We start from the raw sequence: 13892 nt of genomic DNA on the forward strand, positions 1-13892 counted from the left end.
AACAGCAGGACCGCCAGTCCGAGGCCGACGGCCAGGTTGACCCCGGTCGCCGCGGCGAACACCCCGATCGGGCGCCACCCGGCCTCCCGCAGCGGTGCCATCCGGAACTCCAGGCCGATCGAGACGAAGGCCAGGATCAGGAACGTAGTCCGGAAGGCGTTGACGTCGCTGATCAGCGGCTTCGCGACGTCGGAGCCGGCGGTCGCGACGAACACGGTCGCGATCATCGAGGCGGCGAGGAATCCGAGCACGAACTTGGGGGAAGCGCTCCCAGAACTCGCGCGGGCCGGCCGGCCCGCCGAGCCGCTGCGCTCGACCTTCAGCGTGAAGTAGGCCGTCAGCGCCACCGCGACGACGCCCAGCAGCGCGTTCTGGGTGGTCTTCACGATGGTCGCGATCTGCAGCGCCTCCTCGCCGACGATCGCCCCGGCCGCGCTGACCGCGGCGGTGGTGTCGATGTTGCCGCCGATCCACGCACCGGCGACGGCGGGCGACAACCCCAGCGCCCCGACGGCGGCGGGCAGCAGGAAGATCGACGGCAGCGCGAAGAGGATCACCAGGCTGGCCGTGTAGGCGAGCTGCTCCTTGCGGGCCTGCACCGCGCCGGCGGCCGCGATCGCCGCGCTGACGCCGCAGATGGACACCGCGGACGCCAGCAGGGCGCGGAGCTTGTCGTCGACCCCGGCCCGCCCGGCGAGCCACCAGGTGAAGCCGAAGACCACGGTGATCAGGACGACCGCCTGCACCACGGCCGGTCCGGCGGCGCGGACGATGACCGAGAAGTCGATCGAGGCGCCGAGCAGGACCAGACCGGTCTTGATGAAGAACTCGGTGCGGAAGCCGCCCGAGAGCCGTTCGCGCAGCCCGGTCAGGGTGAGCACGACGTTGCCGAGCAGCCCGAGCGCGATCGCGTAGACCGGGTACTCGATCGCGTCGGCGATCCCGGACAGCGCGGTGCCCTCGGCGGCGTCCGGGACGGTCTGTTCGAGGTAGCGGACGAGTCCGCCGAGGACGAGGACGACCGCGACGCCGCCGAGCCTCCACAGGACGGGGGAGCGGGTCGGCGCTTGTGTCCCGGTGTCGGGCCCGGTCTCCGGCTGGGTCTGCGGCTGGGTCTGCGGCGCGGTCGGCGGCGTGGTCCGTGGCTCGGTCGGTCGGCCGGCGTGCTGGTCGGTCACGGGACCAGCCACCCCGGCCAGAGCCCGGACAGGATCAGGACGAGCAGGAGGAGGCCGACGACCGTCGCGGCCCAGTCCTCGTTCAGGGCGAGGCGCCGCTGTGCGGGGACGTCCCCGGGCTCGTGGTCGGTGCCGGCGTGGGTGTCGGACGGGGTGCTCACGGGTGGCCCCCGGAGGTGGTGCGGGACATGGAGTTCCTCCACGACGAGTGGGTGCGCGGGTACACGGCGGCGCGTGACCCGGCCGGGCCACGCGCGTCAGAACCGCGGACAGAACTCGTGGTAGGCGTGCGGCCGCCGGGACGGCCAGAACTCCTCCCGGTGTCGCGCGAGGTGCGCGAGGACCGCGGGGTGCGTCGCGCAGCGACGGGACACCGGGGCGGTCATGGCCCCGATCGTGCGCTGTCGGGACGAAGCGGACAAGGTGTCGCCCACGGGACGGACGGGGTGTCCGGACACCGCATCCGCCCGGCCCGTGGGGAGGTCAGCCGGTGGAGACCGGCTGCTCCTGGTCGACCGGCGTCGCCGCGTCCTCGGTCCGGCTGCGGCGCAGCCGGGTGACCGCCGCGCCGATCGCCAGCGCCCACAGCACGAGGATGACGGCGTAGACGGCCGCGGTCACCGCACCGCTCGCGTCGGCGGCCCGCAGCAGCGTCCGGGCGTTGGTGAGGATGATGACGCCGCCGACCGCCGAGCCCAGGACCGGCGCCGGGATGCGGGTGACGAGCCAGGCCGCCAGCGGCGCGGCCAGCACCCCGCCGATCAGCAGCCCGCCGATGGTGGAGGGGTCGAGCACCTCGTGGCCGAGCCCGACGAGGAACCCGGCGCTCGCGGCGAGCGCACCAGGAACTCCGAGGCGCTGACCGAACCGACGACGGTGCGCGGTGCGGTCCGTCCGGCGCTGAGCAGGGCCGGGGTGGAGACCGGGCCCCACCCGCCGCCGCCGGACGCGTCGACGAAGCCGGCGACCAGGCCGAGCGGGGACAGGAACCGGGCGCCGTGCGGGGAGGTGCGGGCGGTGGCGACCTTCGGCGGCCGCACGCTGAAGCGCAGCAGGACGTAGACGCCGAGGGCGAGCAGGATCCCCGACATGAACGGGGCGGCGTTCTCGGTGGACAGCGCCGACAGCAGCGTCGCTCCAGGAACGCGCCGACCGCACCCGGCACGCCCAGCTTGAGGACGAGCTTCCAGTCGACGTTGCCGAAGCGCCAGTGCGAGGCGCCGGAGGCGAGCGTGGTGCCGACCTCGGCCAGGTGCACCGAGGCGCTCGCGGTGGCCGGGTTGATCCCGGCGAAGACCAGCAGCGAGGTCGAGGTGATGCCGTAGGCCATGCCGAGCGCGCCGTCGACCAGCTGGGCCGCGAGGCCGACGAGGGCGAAGACGATGAGTGTGGGCACGGACGATCCTTCCCGGACTGCCGGCGGACGCGGTCCCGGGCCCCGGCGCGTCCCGGTGGGGGACGCGGGTGCGGGGGCGGCCGCGGTCACGGTGACCGGTGGTGTGGTGGGGTGGCGCTCGGCGCCGTGGGACGGGTCAGCGAGCGCGACAGAACTCGTCGAACGCGTCGAGCCGGCGCGACGGCCAGAACCGCTCGAGGTGCGCGACGAGGTGCCAGGACACCGCCGGATCCGCCTGCGAGCGGCCGGGTGACAGGACCCGGTCGGCGGGCGTGGCGGTGGTGGTCACCGATCCATGGTGGAACGCGAGCGGGGTGTCGACAAGCCGACGTCCGCAGGTCGGGACCGCGGTGAAGATGTCCGGACAACGGCTGTGACCAGCTGGTGTCGGGATGGTTCCGGGGTCGGCCCGCTGTCGTGGGCTGCGGCTGTGACCCGATACACCGGGGCCGGTCCGGACACCGTGCGCCGTCGCGCCCACCCGGTGATCGCCGGCAGTGAGAGGATCGGTGCCGGTTCGGGCACCGTTCCCCTCACTCGTCGCGATCATCGCCGGGTCGCGACGGTCGTCGTCGCGGGGCCGGGGACGACCGCGGCCCCGCACCCGGAGCGGGTGCGGGGCCGTCGGGCGTGGTCACCGTCAGCCGGCGGCCGGCACCGCCGCGAGCGGGTCGCCCACCAGCCCGGCCGCGAGCGTGTTGCCCGTCGGCGGGTCGATCAGCAGGAACCCGCCGGTCGTGCGGACGCGGGCGTAGGCGTCGACCGGCAGCGGGTCGGCGACGCGCAGCGACACCCGTCCGATGTCGTTGATCTCCAGCTTCTCCGGGGCGGGGGCGTAGGACACCGTCTCGGTGTCCAGCCGCGACCCCAGCGCCCCGACGATCACCTGGGTGGTGCGGGTGCCGTGCTTGAGCAGCAGTCGCGCGCCGGGCAGCAGCGGCTTCTCGGCCAGCCAACACAGCGTCGCGTCGATCTCGGAGGTGACCTCCGGGACGTCGGACGCGGCCGCGATCAGGGCGCCGCGGGGGGCGTCGATGTCGTCGGCGAGCAGCACCGTCACGCTGAGCCCGGCCCCGGCGGCCGCCAGCGGGCCGTCGGCGGTCCGGACCTCGGAGACGGTGGTGCGGTGCCCCTCGGGCAGGACGACGACCTCGTCGCCCGGACGGACGGTGCCCGAGGCGACCTGGCCCGCGTAGCCGCGGTAGTCGTGGAGCTCGTCCGTGCGGGGCCGGATCACGTACTGGACCGGCATCCGGAACGGGGCCGTGGTGTCCGGGCCCTCGACCGGGACCGACTCCAGGTGCTCCAGCAGCGTCGGCCCGGTGTACCAGGGGGTGTGCCCGCTGCGGGACGCCACGTTGTCCCCGACCAGCGCGGACACCGGGATGACCTGCACCGCGGCGTCGTCGAAGCCGAGCGAACGGGTGAGCTCGGTGAACTCGCGCTCGATGTCGGCGATCTTGGCCTCGTCGTACTCGATGAGGTCGATCTTGTTGATCGCCAGGACCAGACGCGGGACGCGCAGCAGCGACAGCACCGCGGCGTGCCGGCGGGTCTGGGAGACCACGCCGTTGCGGGCGTCGACCAGCAGCACCGCCAGCTCGGCGGTGGAGGCGCCGGTGACGGTGTTGCGGGTGTACTGCACGTGACCCGGGGTGTCGGCGAGCACGAACTCCCGCGGCGGCGTGCCGAAGTAGCGGTAGGCGACGTCGATGGTGATGCCCTGCTCGCGCTCGGCGCGCAGGCCGTCGACGAGCAGCGACAGGTCCGGGGTGGACATCCCCTTGTCGACCGAGGCGCGCTCGACGGCCTCGATCTGGTCGGCCAGTACCGACTTGGTGTCGTAGAGCAGGCGCCCGACCAGGGTGGACTTGCCGTCGTCGACGGAGCCCGCCGTGGCGAAGCGCAGCAGGTCGCGCGGGGTGGCGGTGTCGACCATCAGAAGTAGCCCTCCTTCTTCCGGTCCTCCATCGCGGCTTCGGACAGCCGGTCGTCGGCCCGGGTCGCGCCACGCTCGGTGAGCCGCGACGCGGTGACCTCGGCGATGACCTCGTCGAGGGTGGTGGCGGTGGACTCGACGGCTCCGGTGCACGAGCCGTCGCCCACCGTGCGGTAGCGGATCGACCTGCGTTCCAGCTTCTCGCCGTCGCGCGCTCCGCCCCAGGGACCCTCGGCGAGCCACATGCCGTCGCGCTGGAACACCTCGCGCTCGTGCGCGTAGTAGATCGACGGCAGCTCGATGCCCTCGCGCCGGATGTAGCGCCAGACGTCGAGCTCGGTCCAGTTGGAGATGGGGAACACCCGGACGTGCTCGCCGGGGGCGTGCCGTCCGTTGTAGAGGGTCCACAGCTCCGGGCGCTGCTTGCGCGGGTCCCAGCGGCCGAACGCGTCGCGCAGGCTCATGATCCGCTCCTTGGCCCTGGCGCGCTCCTCGTCGCGCCGGCCGCCGCCGAACACGGCGTCGTAGCGGTGCTCGGCGATCGCGTCGAGCAGCGGCTGGGTCTGCAGCGGGTTGCGGGTGCCGTCGGCGCGCTCGACGAGCCGGCCGTCGGCGAGGTAGTCCTCGACGCGGGCGACGTCCAGGCGCAGCCCGTGCTGCGCGGCGACCCGGTCCCGGAACTCGATGACCTCGGGGTAGTTGTGCCCGGTGTCGACGTGCAGCAGACCGAACGGCACCTTGGCCGGCGCGAACGCCTTGATCGCCAGGTGCACCAGCAGTGTCGAGTCCTTGCCACCGGAGAACAGGATCACCGGGCGGTCGAACTCGCCGGCGACCTCGCGGAACACGTGGATCGCCTCGGACTCCAGGGCGTCGAGCGCGTCCAGGGCCGGGGTCGTGACGGCGGGGGTCACGGCGGTCTCCTCCAGGGCGGTCATGCGTGCAGCCCGCACTCGGTCTTGGCGCGACCGGCCCAGCGACCGGAGCGGGGGTCCTCGCCGGGCTTCGGCTTCGCCGTGCAGGGGGCGCAGCCGATGCTCGGGTATCCGGCGTCGACCAGCGGGTTCACCAGGATTCCGTGCTCGGCGATGTAGGCGTCCATGTCCTCGTCGGACCAGGCGGCGATCGGGTTGACCTTCACCAGGCCGAACTTCTCGTCGTAGGTGACCAGCGGGGTGTTCGCCCGGGTCGGGGCCTCGACCCGGCGGACGCCGGTGACCCAGGCGTCGTAGCCGGACAGGGTCCGCTCCAGCGGGACGACCTTGCGCAGCGCACAGCAGCGGTCCGGCTCGCGGGCGAACAGGTCCTTGCCGTACTCGGCGTCCTGCTCGGCGACCGACTGGTCCGCCTGCGCGTTCACGATGCGCAGCTGCGGGTAGACGGCGTCGACCGCGTCGCGGGTGCCGATGGTCTCCGCGAAGTGGTAGCCGGTCTCCAGGAACAGCACGTCGACGTCCGGCTTCGCCCGCTGGGCGAGGTCGACCAGCACGGCGTCCTGCATGTTGGAGGCGACGATCAGCCGGTCGCCGAAGGTCTCCGCGGCCCAGGCGAGCACCTGCTCGGCGGTCGCGTCCGGACCGAGGTCGGCGGCACCGCGCTCGGCGGTGACCCGCAGGTCGTTCTCCAGGGCAACACTCATGATTCCGCTCCCGAGGTCTCGGGGACGCCGATCCCCACGAAGGTCACGACGAAGGTGCGCAGGCAGCCGGCGCACCACCAGGCGGCGCCGGGGACCTTGTCCGACCGTTCGGCCGGACGCAGGTCCTCCTCGCCGCAGTACGGGCAGTAGAACGTCGCGGCGCGCTCGCTCATTTCAGGTCCGCCTCGTCGGCCCGCAGGACCCACTGGGCGAAGCGCTCGTCGCCGTCGCGCTGCTCGGCGAAGCGGCGCACGATCCGCTCGACGTAGTCACCGAGCTCGGCGCTGGTGACCTTGAGCCCGCGCAGCTTGCGGCCGAACCCGGAGTCGAGCCCGAGGCCGCCGCCCAGGTGCACCTGGAAGCCCTCGACCTGGTTGCCGTCGGCGTCGGTGACGATCTGGCCCTTGAGCCCGATGTCGGCGACCTGGGTGCGGGCGCAGGCATTCGGGCAGCCGTTGAGGTGCAGCGTGATCGGCACGTCGGGGACGACGTCGGCGAGGCGCTTCTCCAGGTCCTCGACCAGCCGGATCGCCCGTTCCTTGGTCTCGACGATCGCGAGCTTGCAGAACTCGATGCCGGTGCAGGCCATCGTCGAACGACGCCAGGTCGACGGCCGGGCCGGCAGCCCGAGCTTGTTCAGGTCCTCGATCAGCCCGTCGAGCTTGTCGTCGGCCACGTCCAGCACGACGATCTTCTGGTACGGGGTGAACCGGATGCGGTCCGACCCGGCGCGCTCGGCGGCGTCGGCGACGGCGAGCAGCGTCGTGCCCGACACCCGGCCCGAGGGCGGGGCGACGCCGACGTAGTTGCGGCCGTCCTTCTGCTTGTGGACGCCGACGTGGTCGATCGGGCGCTCGGGGACCGCCGGAGCGGGGCCGTCGACCAGCTTCCGGCCCAGGTACTCGTCCTCCAGGACCTGGCGGAACTTCTCCGGGCCCCAGTCGGCGATGAGGAACTTGATGCGGGCGCGGTGGCGCAGGCGGCGGTAGCCGTAGTCGCGGAAGACCTGGATGACGCCGTGCCACACGTCGGGCACCTCGTCCAGCGGGACCCAGGCGCCGAGGCGCTCCGCGATCCGCGGGTTGGTCGACAGGCCACCGCCGACCCACAGGTCGAAGCCGGGGCCGTGCTCGGGGTGCTCCACGCCGACGAAGGAGATGTCGTTGATCTCGTGCGCGACGTCCTGCTGCCAGGAGATCGCGGACTTGAACTTGCGCGGCAAGTTCGACAGCTCGCGGTCGCCGATGAAGCGGCGCACGATCTCGTCGATGGCCGGGGTCGGGTCCACCACCTCGTCGGCGGAGACGCCGGCGACGGGGGAGCCCATGACCACGCGCGGGCAGTCGCCGCAGGCCTCGGTGGTCTGCATGCCCAGCGGCTCGATCAGGTTCCAGATCGCCGGGACGTCCTCGACGCGGATCCAGTGGTACTGGATGTTCTCCCGGTCGGTGACGTCGGCGGTGTCGCGGCCGTAGCGCTGCGAGACCTCACCGAGCGCGCGCAGCTGCTCGACCGAGACCGAGCCACCGTCGAGGCGCACGCGCATCATGAAGTACTCGTCGTCGAGCTCCTCGGGCTCCAGCGCCGCGGTGCGGCCGCCGTCGATCCCGGGCCTGCGCTGGGTGTAGAGCCCCATCCAGCGGAACCGACCGCGCAGGTCGGCGGGGTCGATCGAGTCGAAGCCGCGCTTGGCGTAGACGTTCTCGATCCGCGCGCGCACGTTGAGCGGGTTGTCGTCGCGCTTGCTGCGCTCGTTGGGGTTCAGCGGTTCGCGGTGGCCGAGCTTCCACTGCCCCTGGCCCTTCGGGCGGCGGGGTGCGGTCTTCGAGGGCGCCATGTGGTGGGTGCTCCGATGTGGGTTCGGGCGCACTCCGGCCCGGGACGGGGCGCGGAGCGGCCCGGGCGGTTCAGAAGGGGCCGTCGGGTCAGTGCCGACGACAGAGCGCGCTACGGGTCCGGTTCAGGTCCACGTGGCGACGCGCCACGAGGCGGAGACGGAGTGCGGGCACGGATACAGGGTGCCACGGTGTCCGGACCTGCCACAAAGTGATGTTCGCATCCTGGGAGAGGTGGGCTGATAGGTCCGGACGTTCGCCGCCGGGACGGCCGTTCCGGCCGGAAACGCCACGGTGCGGGTGCCGGTTCGGCCATTCTCCGCCCATGACGACGCCCGACGCCACCTCCTGGCAGCACGACCCGACCCCGTCGACGGACGTGGTGCACCTGCGGCCGCAACCGGTGCGCGGCGCGGTCGGGGTCGTGCTCTCGGCCGTGGCGATGCTCGCCGCGATCGCCTTCCTGCGGGCGGCGGCCACCGGCTGGTCGGTGATGGACGACGGCCGCCCCGGCAACACCGTCGTGACCCGGCTGATCGGCCTGGTGTTCGGCCTGATCGCGCTGGTGGCGGCGGTCGCCTTCTTCGTGACGGCCGCGCGCATCCGGCTCGCCCGCCGCGTCGTCGTCGGGCCGGACGCCGTCGAGCTGGTCGCCCCGGTCGAGCCGGACCGTCCGGTGCGGCTGCCCCGCGGCGTCCTCCGCCGGGTCACCGTGCACACCGCGATGCGGTCCACGCCACGGCTGCTCCCGGTCCCGGCGTTCCTGCGCCTGGAGCTGTCGGTGCCGCCGGTCGGTGACGCCGTGTACGAGCTGCTGGAGACCGATCCGGGGATCGTGGAGTACCCGCTCGACGGGTTCGACGTCCCGGCGGTGGCCCGCGCCCTCGGCGTCCCGGTCGAGGTCCGGGTGCCGACCCGTCCGACCCGGTAGTGGCACACTCGCCGGACGTGACCTCCGTGCCGCCGGCCTTCGGGCTCTACGTCCACGTGCCGTTCTGCGCGACCCGCTGCGGCTACTGCGACTTCAACACCTACACCGCCTCCGAGCTGGCCGGTGACGCCGCGTCCCCGGACGGCTGGCTCGCCGCCGCCCGCGCCGAGATCGCGCTCGCCGCCCGCACGGTGGGGGACCGCACCGTGGAGACGGTGTTCGTCGGTGGCGGCACCCCGTCGCTGATCGGCGCGGACCGGCTCGTCGCGATGCTCGACTGCGTCCGCGAGCACCTCCCGCTCGCCGAGGACGCCGAGGTCACCACCGAGTCCAACCCCGAGTCGGTCTCCCCGGAGTTCTTCGACCGGCTGCGGGCCGGCGGGTTCACCCGCATCTCGCTGGGCATGCAGTCCGCCGCCCCGCACGTGCTCGCCGTGCTCGACCGCACGCACACCCCCGGGCGCGCCGTCGCCGCCGCCCGGGAGGCCCGTGCTGCCGGGTTCGCCCACGTCAACCTGGACCTGATCTACGCCACCCCCGGCGAGACCGACGACGACCTGCGCGCCTCCGCCGACGCCGTCCTCGACGCCGGTGTCGACCACGTCTCGGCCTACGCGCTCATCGTCGAGGACGGGACCGCGCTGGCCCGCCGGGTCCGCCGCGGCGAGCTGCCCGCTCCCGACGACGACGTCGCCGCCACCCGTTACGAGCTGCTCGACGCCCGGCTGCGCGACGCCGGACTCGCCTGGTACGAGGTCTCGAACTGGTCGCTGCCCGGGGCCGAGTGCCGGCACAACCTGGGCTACTGGCGTGACGGCGACTGGTGGGGGATCGGCCCCGGCGCGCACTCCCACCTGGCCGGGACGCGCTGGTGGAACGTCAAGCACCCGGCGCGCTGGGCCGGCGCGCTCGCCGCGGGGGAGACACCCGAGGGCGGACGCGAGGAGCTCACCGCCGACGAGCGGCACACCGAGCGGGTCATGCTGCGGCTGCGCCTGGCCGAGGGCATGGCCATGACCCTGCTGCACGACGGCGGTCGCGCGGCCGCCGCCCGCGCCGTCGCCGAGGGGCTGCTGGACCCGGTGGCGCACGCGGCGGGCCGCGCCGTGCTGACCGACCGCGGACGGCTGCTGGCCGACCGGGTCGTCACCGAACTGCTGATCGCCGACGAGGAACCCGCCGCGACCGGTCCCGCCACCGCGAGCGGTCCCGCCACCGCGGGGGTGCTCGGCACCGCAGGCCCGGCGGGGGTCCGGTGAGCCCGCGCCGCCGGGCGCTGCTGGTCGTCGTCGCGCTGCTGGTCGCGGTGGGTGTGGTGGCCGCGGTCGTCGTCGCCCTGCCCGGCGCGTCCCGCGGCGCGCGCGGGCCCGTCGCCCAGGACCGACCGGGACCGGTCCTGCTCGTCCCCGGCTACGGCGGCGACCGCACCGGCCTGGAGGTCCTCGCCGGGGCCCTGCGTGCCCAGGGCCGCGACGCCCGCGTCCTGGCCCTCGACGGCGACGGCACCGGCGACCTCGACCGGCAGGTGGACGTGCTGGACCGCGCGGTCACCGTCGCCACCGATTCCGGGGCGCCGTCGGTCGACGTCGTCGGCTACTCCGCGGTCGGCGTCGTCGCCGGGCTGTGGGCGGTCCGCGACGACGGCCCGGCCCGGGCCCGGCGGATCGTGTCGATCGGCTCCCCGCTGGCCGGGACGACCGTCGCCGGGTCCGCCGCCGCGCTCGCCCCGGAGGCGTGCCCGCAGGCCTGCCGCCAGCTCGTCCCGGGCTCGGCGCTGCTGGGGGAGCTCGCCGGTGCCGGGACGGCGGTGCCGTGGCTGTCGGTGTGGACCGACCGCGACCGGGTCGTCACCCCGCCCACCTCGGCCCGCCTCGACGGCGCGGTCAACGTGGAGCTGCAGCAGCTGTGCCCGGGCTCGACCGTCGGCCACGGCGCCCTGCCCGCCGACGACGCCGTGATCGGCCTGGTCGTCCGTGCGCTGTCCACCGCACCGATCGAGGCGGCCCCGGCCGACTGCGGCACCCTGCGCGCCGCGGGCTGAAGCGGGCGGGCTGAGGCGGGCGGGCCGCTGCGGGCGGGCGGTCAGCTCGCGATGTCCTTGGTCGCCAGGTTCGCCCACGCCGCCCCGACGGCGACGGCCACCCAGCCGGCCTGCACCCACGCCCCGGTGCGGGCGGCGTCGTAGAGGACCGGGTCGCGGTAGAGGTCGATCCAGGCGAGCCAGTGCGCCGTCGGCAGGAAGTCGACGAACGCGGCCGAGGCGTCGAGGGCCTGCAGCGACGCGCTGGTCACGGCGACCGCGAGCACCGCCAGCGCCGCCGCCAGCGGCGAGTCGGTCAGGGTGGAGAAGAAGATCCCCAGCGAGCCCAGGGTGAGCATGCACAGCGCCAGGTAGGCCACGGTCAGCCCGGTCCGGGTCGCCAGGTCCGCCGGCTCAATCACCGTCCCGGACAGCGACGCGACCGAGCCGGGCCCGGCGTCGACCGGGGGCAGGGTCAGGCCCCCGGTGGCGGTGGTGGTGCCGGTGCCGAACACCGCGATCCCCACGACGTACGACGTCAGCACCACCAGGGTCACCGCGGTGACCACGAAGAACGCCACCGACACCAGCTTCGCCACGAGCAGCCGCAGCCGTCCGACCGGCCGGATCAGCAGGTAGCGCAGCGTCCCCGCGGCGGCCTCCCCGGCGATGGTGTCCCCGGCGACCACCGCCACGGTGATCGGCAGCAGGATCGGCAGCACCAGCGCCAGCGCGAACGCCGGGAAGATCTGCCCGTTCGTCGCGACCGCGGACAGGAACGCCGGTCCCTGCCCCGGCGGCGGGAGGATCCCGGTGGCCGAGACGACCACCGCGACCAGTGCCGGCAGCGCGCACAGCAGCAGCCAGCACAGCCACACCCGGGTGCGGCGCAGCAGCAGCGCGAGCTCGACGAGGATCACCGCGCCACCTCCCGCCCGGCCGTCGCCACCCGGTCCGAGCCGTCACCGGTGCGTTCCAGGACCACCTGTTCCAGAGTGCGTCGCTCGGGTTCCAGCGACGCCACCGGCACCCCGGCCCGCACCAGGTGCGCGTTGAGGTCGGCGGGGTCGACGGCCCGCACCACGAGCCGGTCGCCGTCGGCGGACTCCAGCGCCCGGCCGAGCACCCGCGCCGCGGCCGCCGGGGCCGGGGTGCGGACCATGACCCGGCCGGTGGGTGCGCGCAGCTCGTCGAGATCCTGGACGAGCACCAGGTGCCCGGCGTCCATCACCCCGACCCGGGTGCACAGCGTCTCCACCTCGGCGAGCAGGTGGCTGGACAGCACCACGGTCGTGCTCCGGTCGTTCAGTGCGGTCAGCAGGGCACGCATCTCCCCGATGCCGCGCGGGTCGAGGCCGTTGGTCGGCTCGTCGAGCAGCAGCAGCTCCGGGGTGCGCAGCAGCGCCGAGGCGATGCCCAGGCGCTGGCGCATCCCAGCGAGTACGCCCGCACCGGGCGGCGGTCGACCCCGCCCAGGCCGACCTGGTCCAACGCGTCCTGCACCCGTCGTCGCCGGTCGGCGGGCCGGTGCAGCGGGCCGCCCACCGAGCCCGCCGCGTCGAGCAGGGTCAGGTTCGCCCGCCCCGACAGCCCCGGCCAGGCGGCGGGGGACTCGACCAGCGCCCCGCCCCGGGGCAGCACCGTGGCCGCGGCCCGCGGCATCGGCGAGCCCAGCACCTCGATCGACCCCGAGGTGGCGTGCACCAGTCCGAGCAGCATCCGCACCAGCGTCGTCTTGCCCGAGCCGTTCGGGCCCAGCAGCCCGAACCGCGATCCGGCCGGCACCGCCAGGTCGACGCCGTCGACGGCGGTGACCCGGCCGAACCGCTTGGTCAGGGCGTGCGTCGCGACCACCGGGTCGTTCACCGGCCCGCCCCCATCAGCTCGACGGCGGCGGACTCCAGCACACCGGGTCGCACCGTCCCGGCCAGCAGCACCCCGCGCCGTCGCCGACGGGCGACGACCAGGCTGAGCAGCGGCGTCGCCACCCGGGCGGCCGAGCCGCCGGGCAGGCCCGGCCCGTCCACCCCGCCCGCGGCGGCCGAGCCGCGCACGATCCCGTCGACGACCTCCGGCCCGGCCGGGACCAGCACGAACCGGTCGACCCCCGTCCCGTAGACGCCGACCCCGGGCAGCAGCTCGGCGGCCGGGACGTCCCCGGACACCGGCAGCTCCACCCGGTCCCGGCCGGCGAGCCGGTCCGGCGGCGGGACCGCGCCGACCCCCTGCAGCGACCCGGTCAGGCCGTCCGGGCGGGTCCGTACCCGCTCCGCCGACGACGGCGGCGCCGGGACGAGGCCGGAGCCGGGTGGCGGGCCGGTCTCCACCGCCTCGAACGCCGTCTCCAGGAGCGGGCCCGCGCCGTCCCGGGCGGCGATCTCGACCGCGACCGGGAGGGCGCCGTCGCCGACGAGGACCGACCACACGTCGATCCGGCCGGCCAGGCTGTCCGGGTCGGCCGGGGTCACCCGCAGCCCGGCCGCGGCCAGCCCGGCCACCCGGCGCGGCGGCAGCGCCGTCACCGGGTCGTCCGGGGTGGCGCCGAGCAGCCGGCGGGCCAGGTCGGCCGGGGCGAGGTCCGAGGCCCGCGGGAACCGCACCGGGGCGAGTGGCTCGATGGTGGTGAGCCGGTTCGCGCCGTAGTCCCAGACCTGCTCGACCTGCCCGTCGCGGTAGGTGTCGACCTCGCCGACCGGGGTCAGCTCGTCGACCCGCCAGCGGCCGGCGTCGGCGACCTGGACGCGGATCCGGGTGGTGGTGGACAGCAGCCGGGCCGCGGACCCGATCGGCGCGACGGTGGGCAGCCCGAGCCGGCCGGTCGCCGTCGCCAGCCCGGAGTGGGGGACGACACCTGCCAGGATCCGGGCCCGCAGCGCGACCGGGTCCGGCGTCCCGGCGCCGCCGTCGACGGGGAGCCAGCGGTCGGTCGTACCGGCCGGCGACCAGGGCGAGGG

At 74.7% G+C, this 13892-nt stretch carries 16 protein-coding genes and 2 pseudogenes; 3 read left to right on the forward strand and 15 right to left on the reverse strand.

Translation table 11 applies throughout. From position 1 onward, the window contains the following. From KPL57_RS62995 to KPL57_RS63035, 11 genes and pseudogenes are all read right to left on the reverse strand, one after another. Window positions 1-1178, reverse strand: a 1178-nt coding sequence (locus tag KPL57_RS62995; RefSeq protein WP_226359200.1) for a putative sulfate exporter family transporter, incomplete at its 3' end; no start/stop codon positions are given. Further along, window positions 1175-1339, reverse strand: coding sequence for a hypothetical protein (locus tag KPL57_RS63000; RefSeq protein WP_226359201.1), 165 nt, complete (start codon window positions 1337-1339; stop codon window positions 1175-1177). The genes KPL57_RS63000 and KPL57_RS62995, both read right to left, overlap by 4 nt. 96 nt (window positions 1340-1435) lie before the next feature. Beyond that, window positions 1436-1564, reverse strand: a complete 129-nt coding sequence (locus KPL57_RS68900) for a hypothetical protein (protein ID WP_255677809.1) — start codon at window positions 1562-1564, stop codon at window positions 1436-1438. Between the two features lie 97 nt (window positions 1565-1661). Further along, complete coding sequence (locus KPL57_RS71485) at window positions 1662-1973, reverse strand: hypothetical protein (protein ID WP_308253482.1); 312 nt, start codon at window positions 1971-1973, stop codon at window positions 1662-1664. After that, window positions 1940-2508 (reverse strand): annotated as a pseudogene (locus tag KPL57_RS73585) (sulfite exporter TauE/SafE family protein). Before KPL57_RS73585 ends, KPL57_RS71485 begins: the two are co-directional and overlap by 34 nt. Window positions 2509-2710: 202 nt before the next feature. Further along, window positions 2711-2863: a hypothetical protein gene (locus KPL57_RS63010; protein WP_020624367.1), complete on the reverse strand. Its 153-nt coding sequence runs from the start codon at window positions 2861-2863 to the stop codon at window positions 2711-2713. A gap of 351 nt (window positions 2864-3214) precedes the next feature. Next, window positions 3215-4513, reverse strand: a complete 1299-nt coding sequence (locus KPL57_RS63015; RefSeq protein ID WP_226359202.1) for a sulfate adenylyltransferase subunit 1 — start codon at window positions 4511-4513, stop codon at window positions 3215-3217. Next, complete coding sequence (gene cysD, locus KPL57_RS63020; protein ID WP_226359203.1) at window positions 4513-5451, reverse strand: sulfate adenylyltransferase subunit CysD; 939 nt, start codon at window positions 5449-5451, stop codon at window positions 4513-4515. Before cysD ends, KPL57_RS63015 begins: the two co-directional genes overlap by 1 nt. Next, window positions 5448-6152 carry a phosphoadenylyl-sulfate reductase gene (locus tag KPL57_RS63025; RefSeq protein WP_226359204.1) on the reverse strand — a complete coding sequence of 235 codons (705 nt, stop codon included), beginning with the start codon at window positions 6150-6152 and terminating at the stop codon, window positions 5448-5450. Before KPL57_RS63025 ends, cysD begins: the two co-directional genes overlap by 4 nt. Continuing rightward, entirely contained in the window at window positions 6149-6325 is a 177-nt protein-coding gene (locus KPL57_RS63030; RefSeq protein ID WP_020624363.1) for a hypothetical protein, read from the reverse strand. The genes KPL57_RS63025 and KPL57_RS63030 overlap by 4 nt, the downstream gene beginning before the upstream one ends. Further along, window positions 6322-7989, reverse strand: coding sequence for a nitrite/sulfite reductase (locus KPL57_RS63035; RefSeq protein ID WP_226359205.1), 1668 nt, complete (start codon window positions 7987-7989; stop codon window positions 6322-6324). The genes KPL57_RS63030 and KPL57_RS63035 overlap by 4 nt, the downstream gene beginning before the upstream one ends. A gap of 323 nt (window positions 7990-8312) precedes the next feature. Between KPL57_RS63035 and KPL57_RS63040 the strand changes: the two genes are divergently transcribed. From KPL57_RS63040 to KPL57_RS63050, 3 genes are read left to right on the forward strand one after another with little or no spacing between them, the layout of a single operon-like run. Then, the gene (locus KPL57_RS63040; RefSeq protein WP_226359206.1) at window positions 8313-8918 is read left to right on the forward strand and encodes a hypothetical protein; all 606 of its coding nucleotides are present in this window, start codon (window positions 8313-8315) and stop codon (window positions 8916-8918) included. Next, the gene (gene hemW, locus KPL57_RS63045) at window positions 8918-10177 is read left to right on the forward strand and encodes a radical SAM family heme chaperone HemW (RefSeq protein WP_374111677.1); all 1260 of its coding nucleotides are present in this window, start codon (window positions 8918-8920) and stop codon (window positions 10175-10177) included. Before KPL57_RS63040 ends, hemW begins: the two co-directional genes overlap by 1 nt. Further along, the gene (locus tag KPL57_RS63050) at window positions 10174-10959 is read left to right on the forward strand and encodes a lipase (protein ID WP_226359208.1); all 786 of its coding nucleotides are present in this window, start codon (window positions 10174-10176) and stop codon (window positions 10957-10959) included. Before hemW ends, KPL57_RS63050 begins: the two co-directional genes overlap by 4 nt. Before the next feature lie 41 nt (window positions 10960-11000). Here KPL57_RS63050 and KPL57_RS63055 read toward each other — a convergent pair whose 3' ends face one another. The 4 genes and pseudogenes from KPL57_RS63055 to KPL57_RS63065 form a co-directional block, all read right to left on the reverse strand. Further along, window positions 11001-11858, reverse strand: a complete 858-nt coding sequence (locus KPL57_RS63055; protein WP_226359209.1) for an ABC transporter permease — start codon at window positions 11856-11858, stop codon at window positions 11001-11003. Continuing rightward, complete coding sequence (locus KPL57_RS73590; protein WP_374203980.1) at window positions 11855-12358, reverse strand: hypothetical protein; 504 nt, start codon at window positions 12356-12358, stop codon at window positions 11855-11857. The genes KPL57_RS63055 and KPL57_RS73590 overlap by 4 nt, the downstream gene beginning before the upstream one ends. Continuing rightward, window positions 12356-12804: pseudogene (locus KPL57_RS73595) on the reverse strand (ATP-binding cassette domain-containing protein); the annotation flags it as partial. The pseudogene KPL57_RS73595 and the gene KPL57_RS73590, both read right to left, overlap by 3 nt. Continuing rightward, on the reverse strand, window positions 12801-13892 hold a 1092-nt coding region (locus KPL57_RS63065; protein WP_226359210.1), incomplete at its 5' end, for a hypothetical protein. The pseudogene KPL57_RS73595 and the gene KPL57_RS63065, both read right to left, overlap by 4 nt.

Source organism: Pseudonocardia sp. ICBG601, from assembly GCF_020496245.1.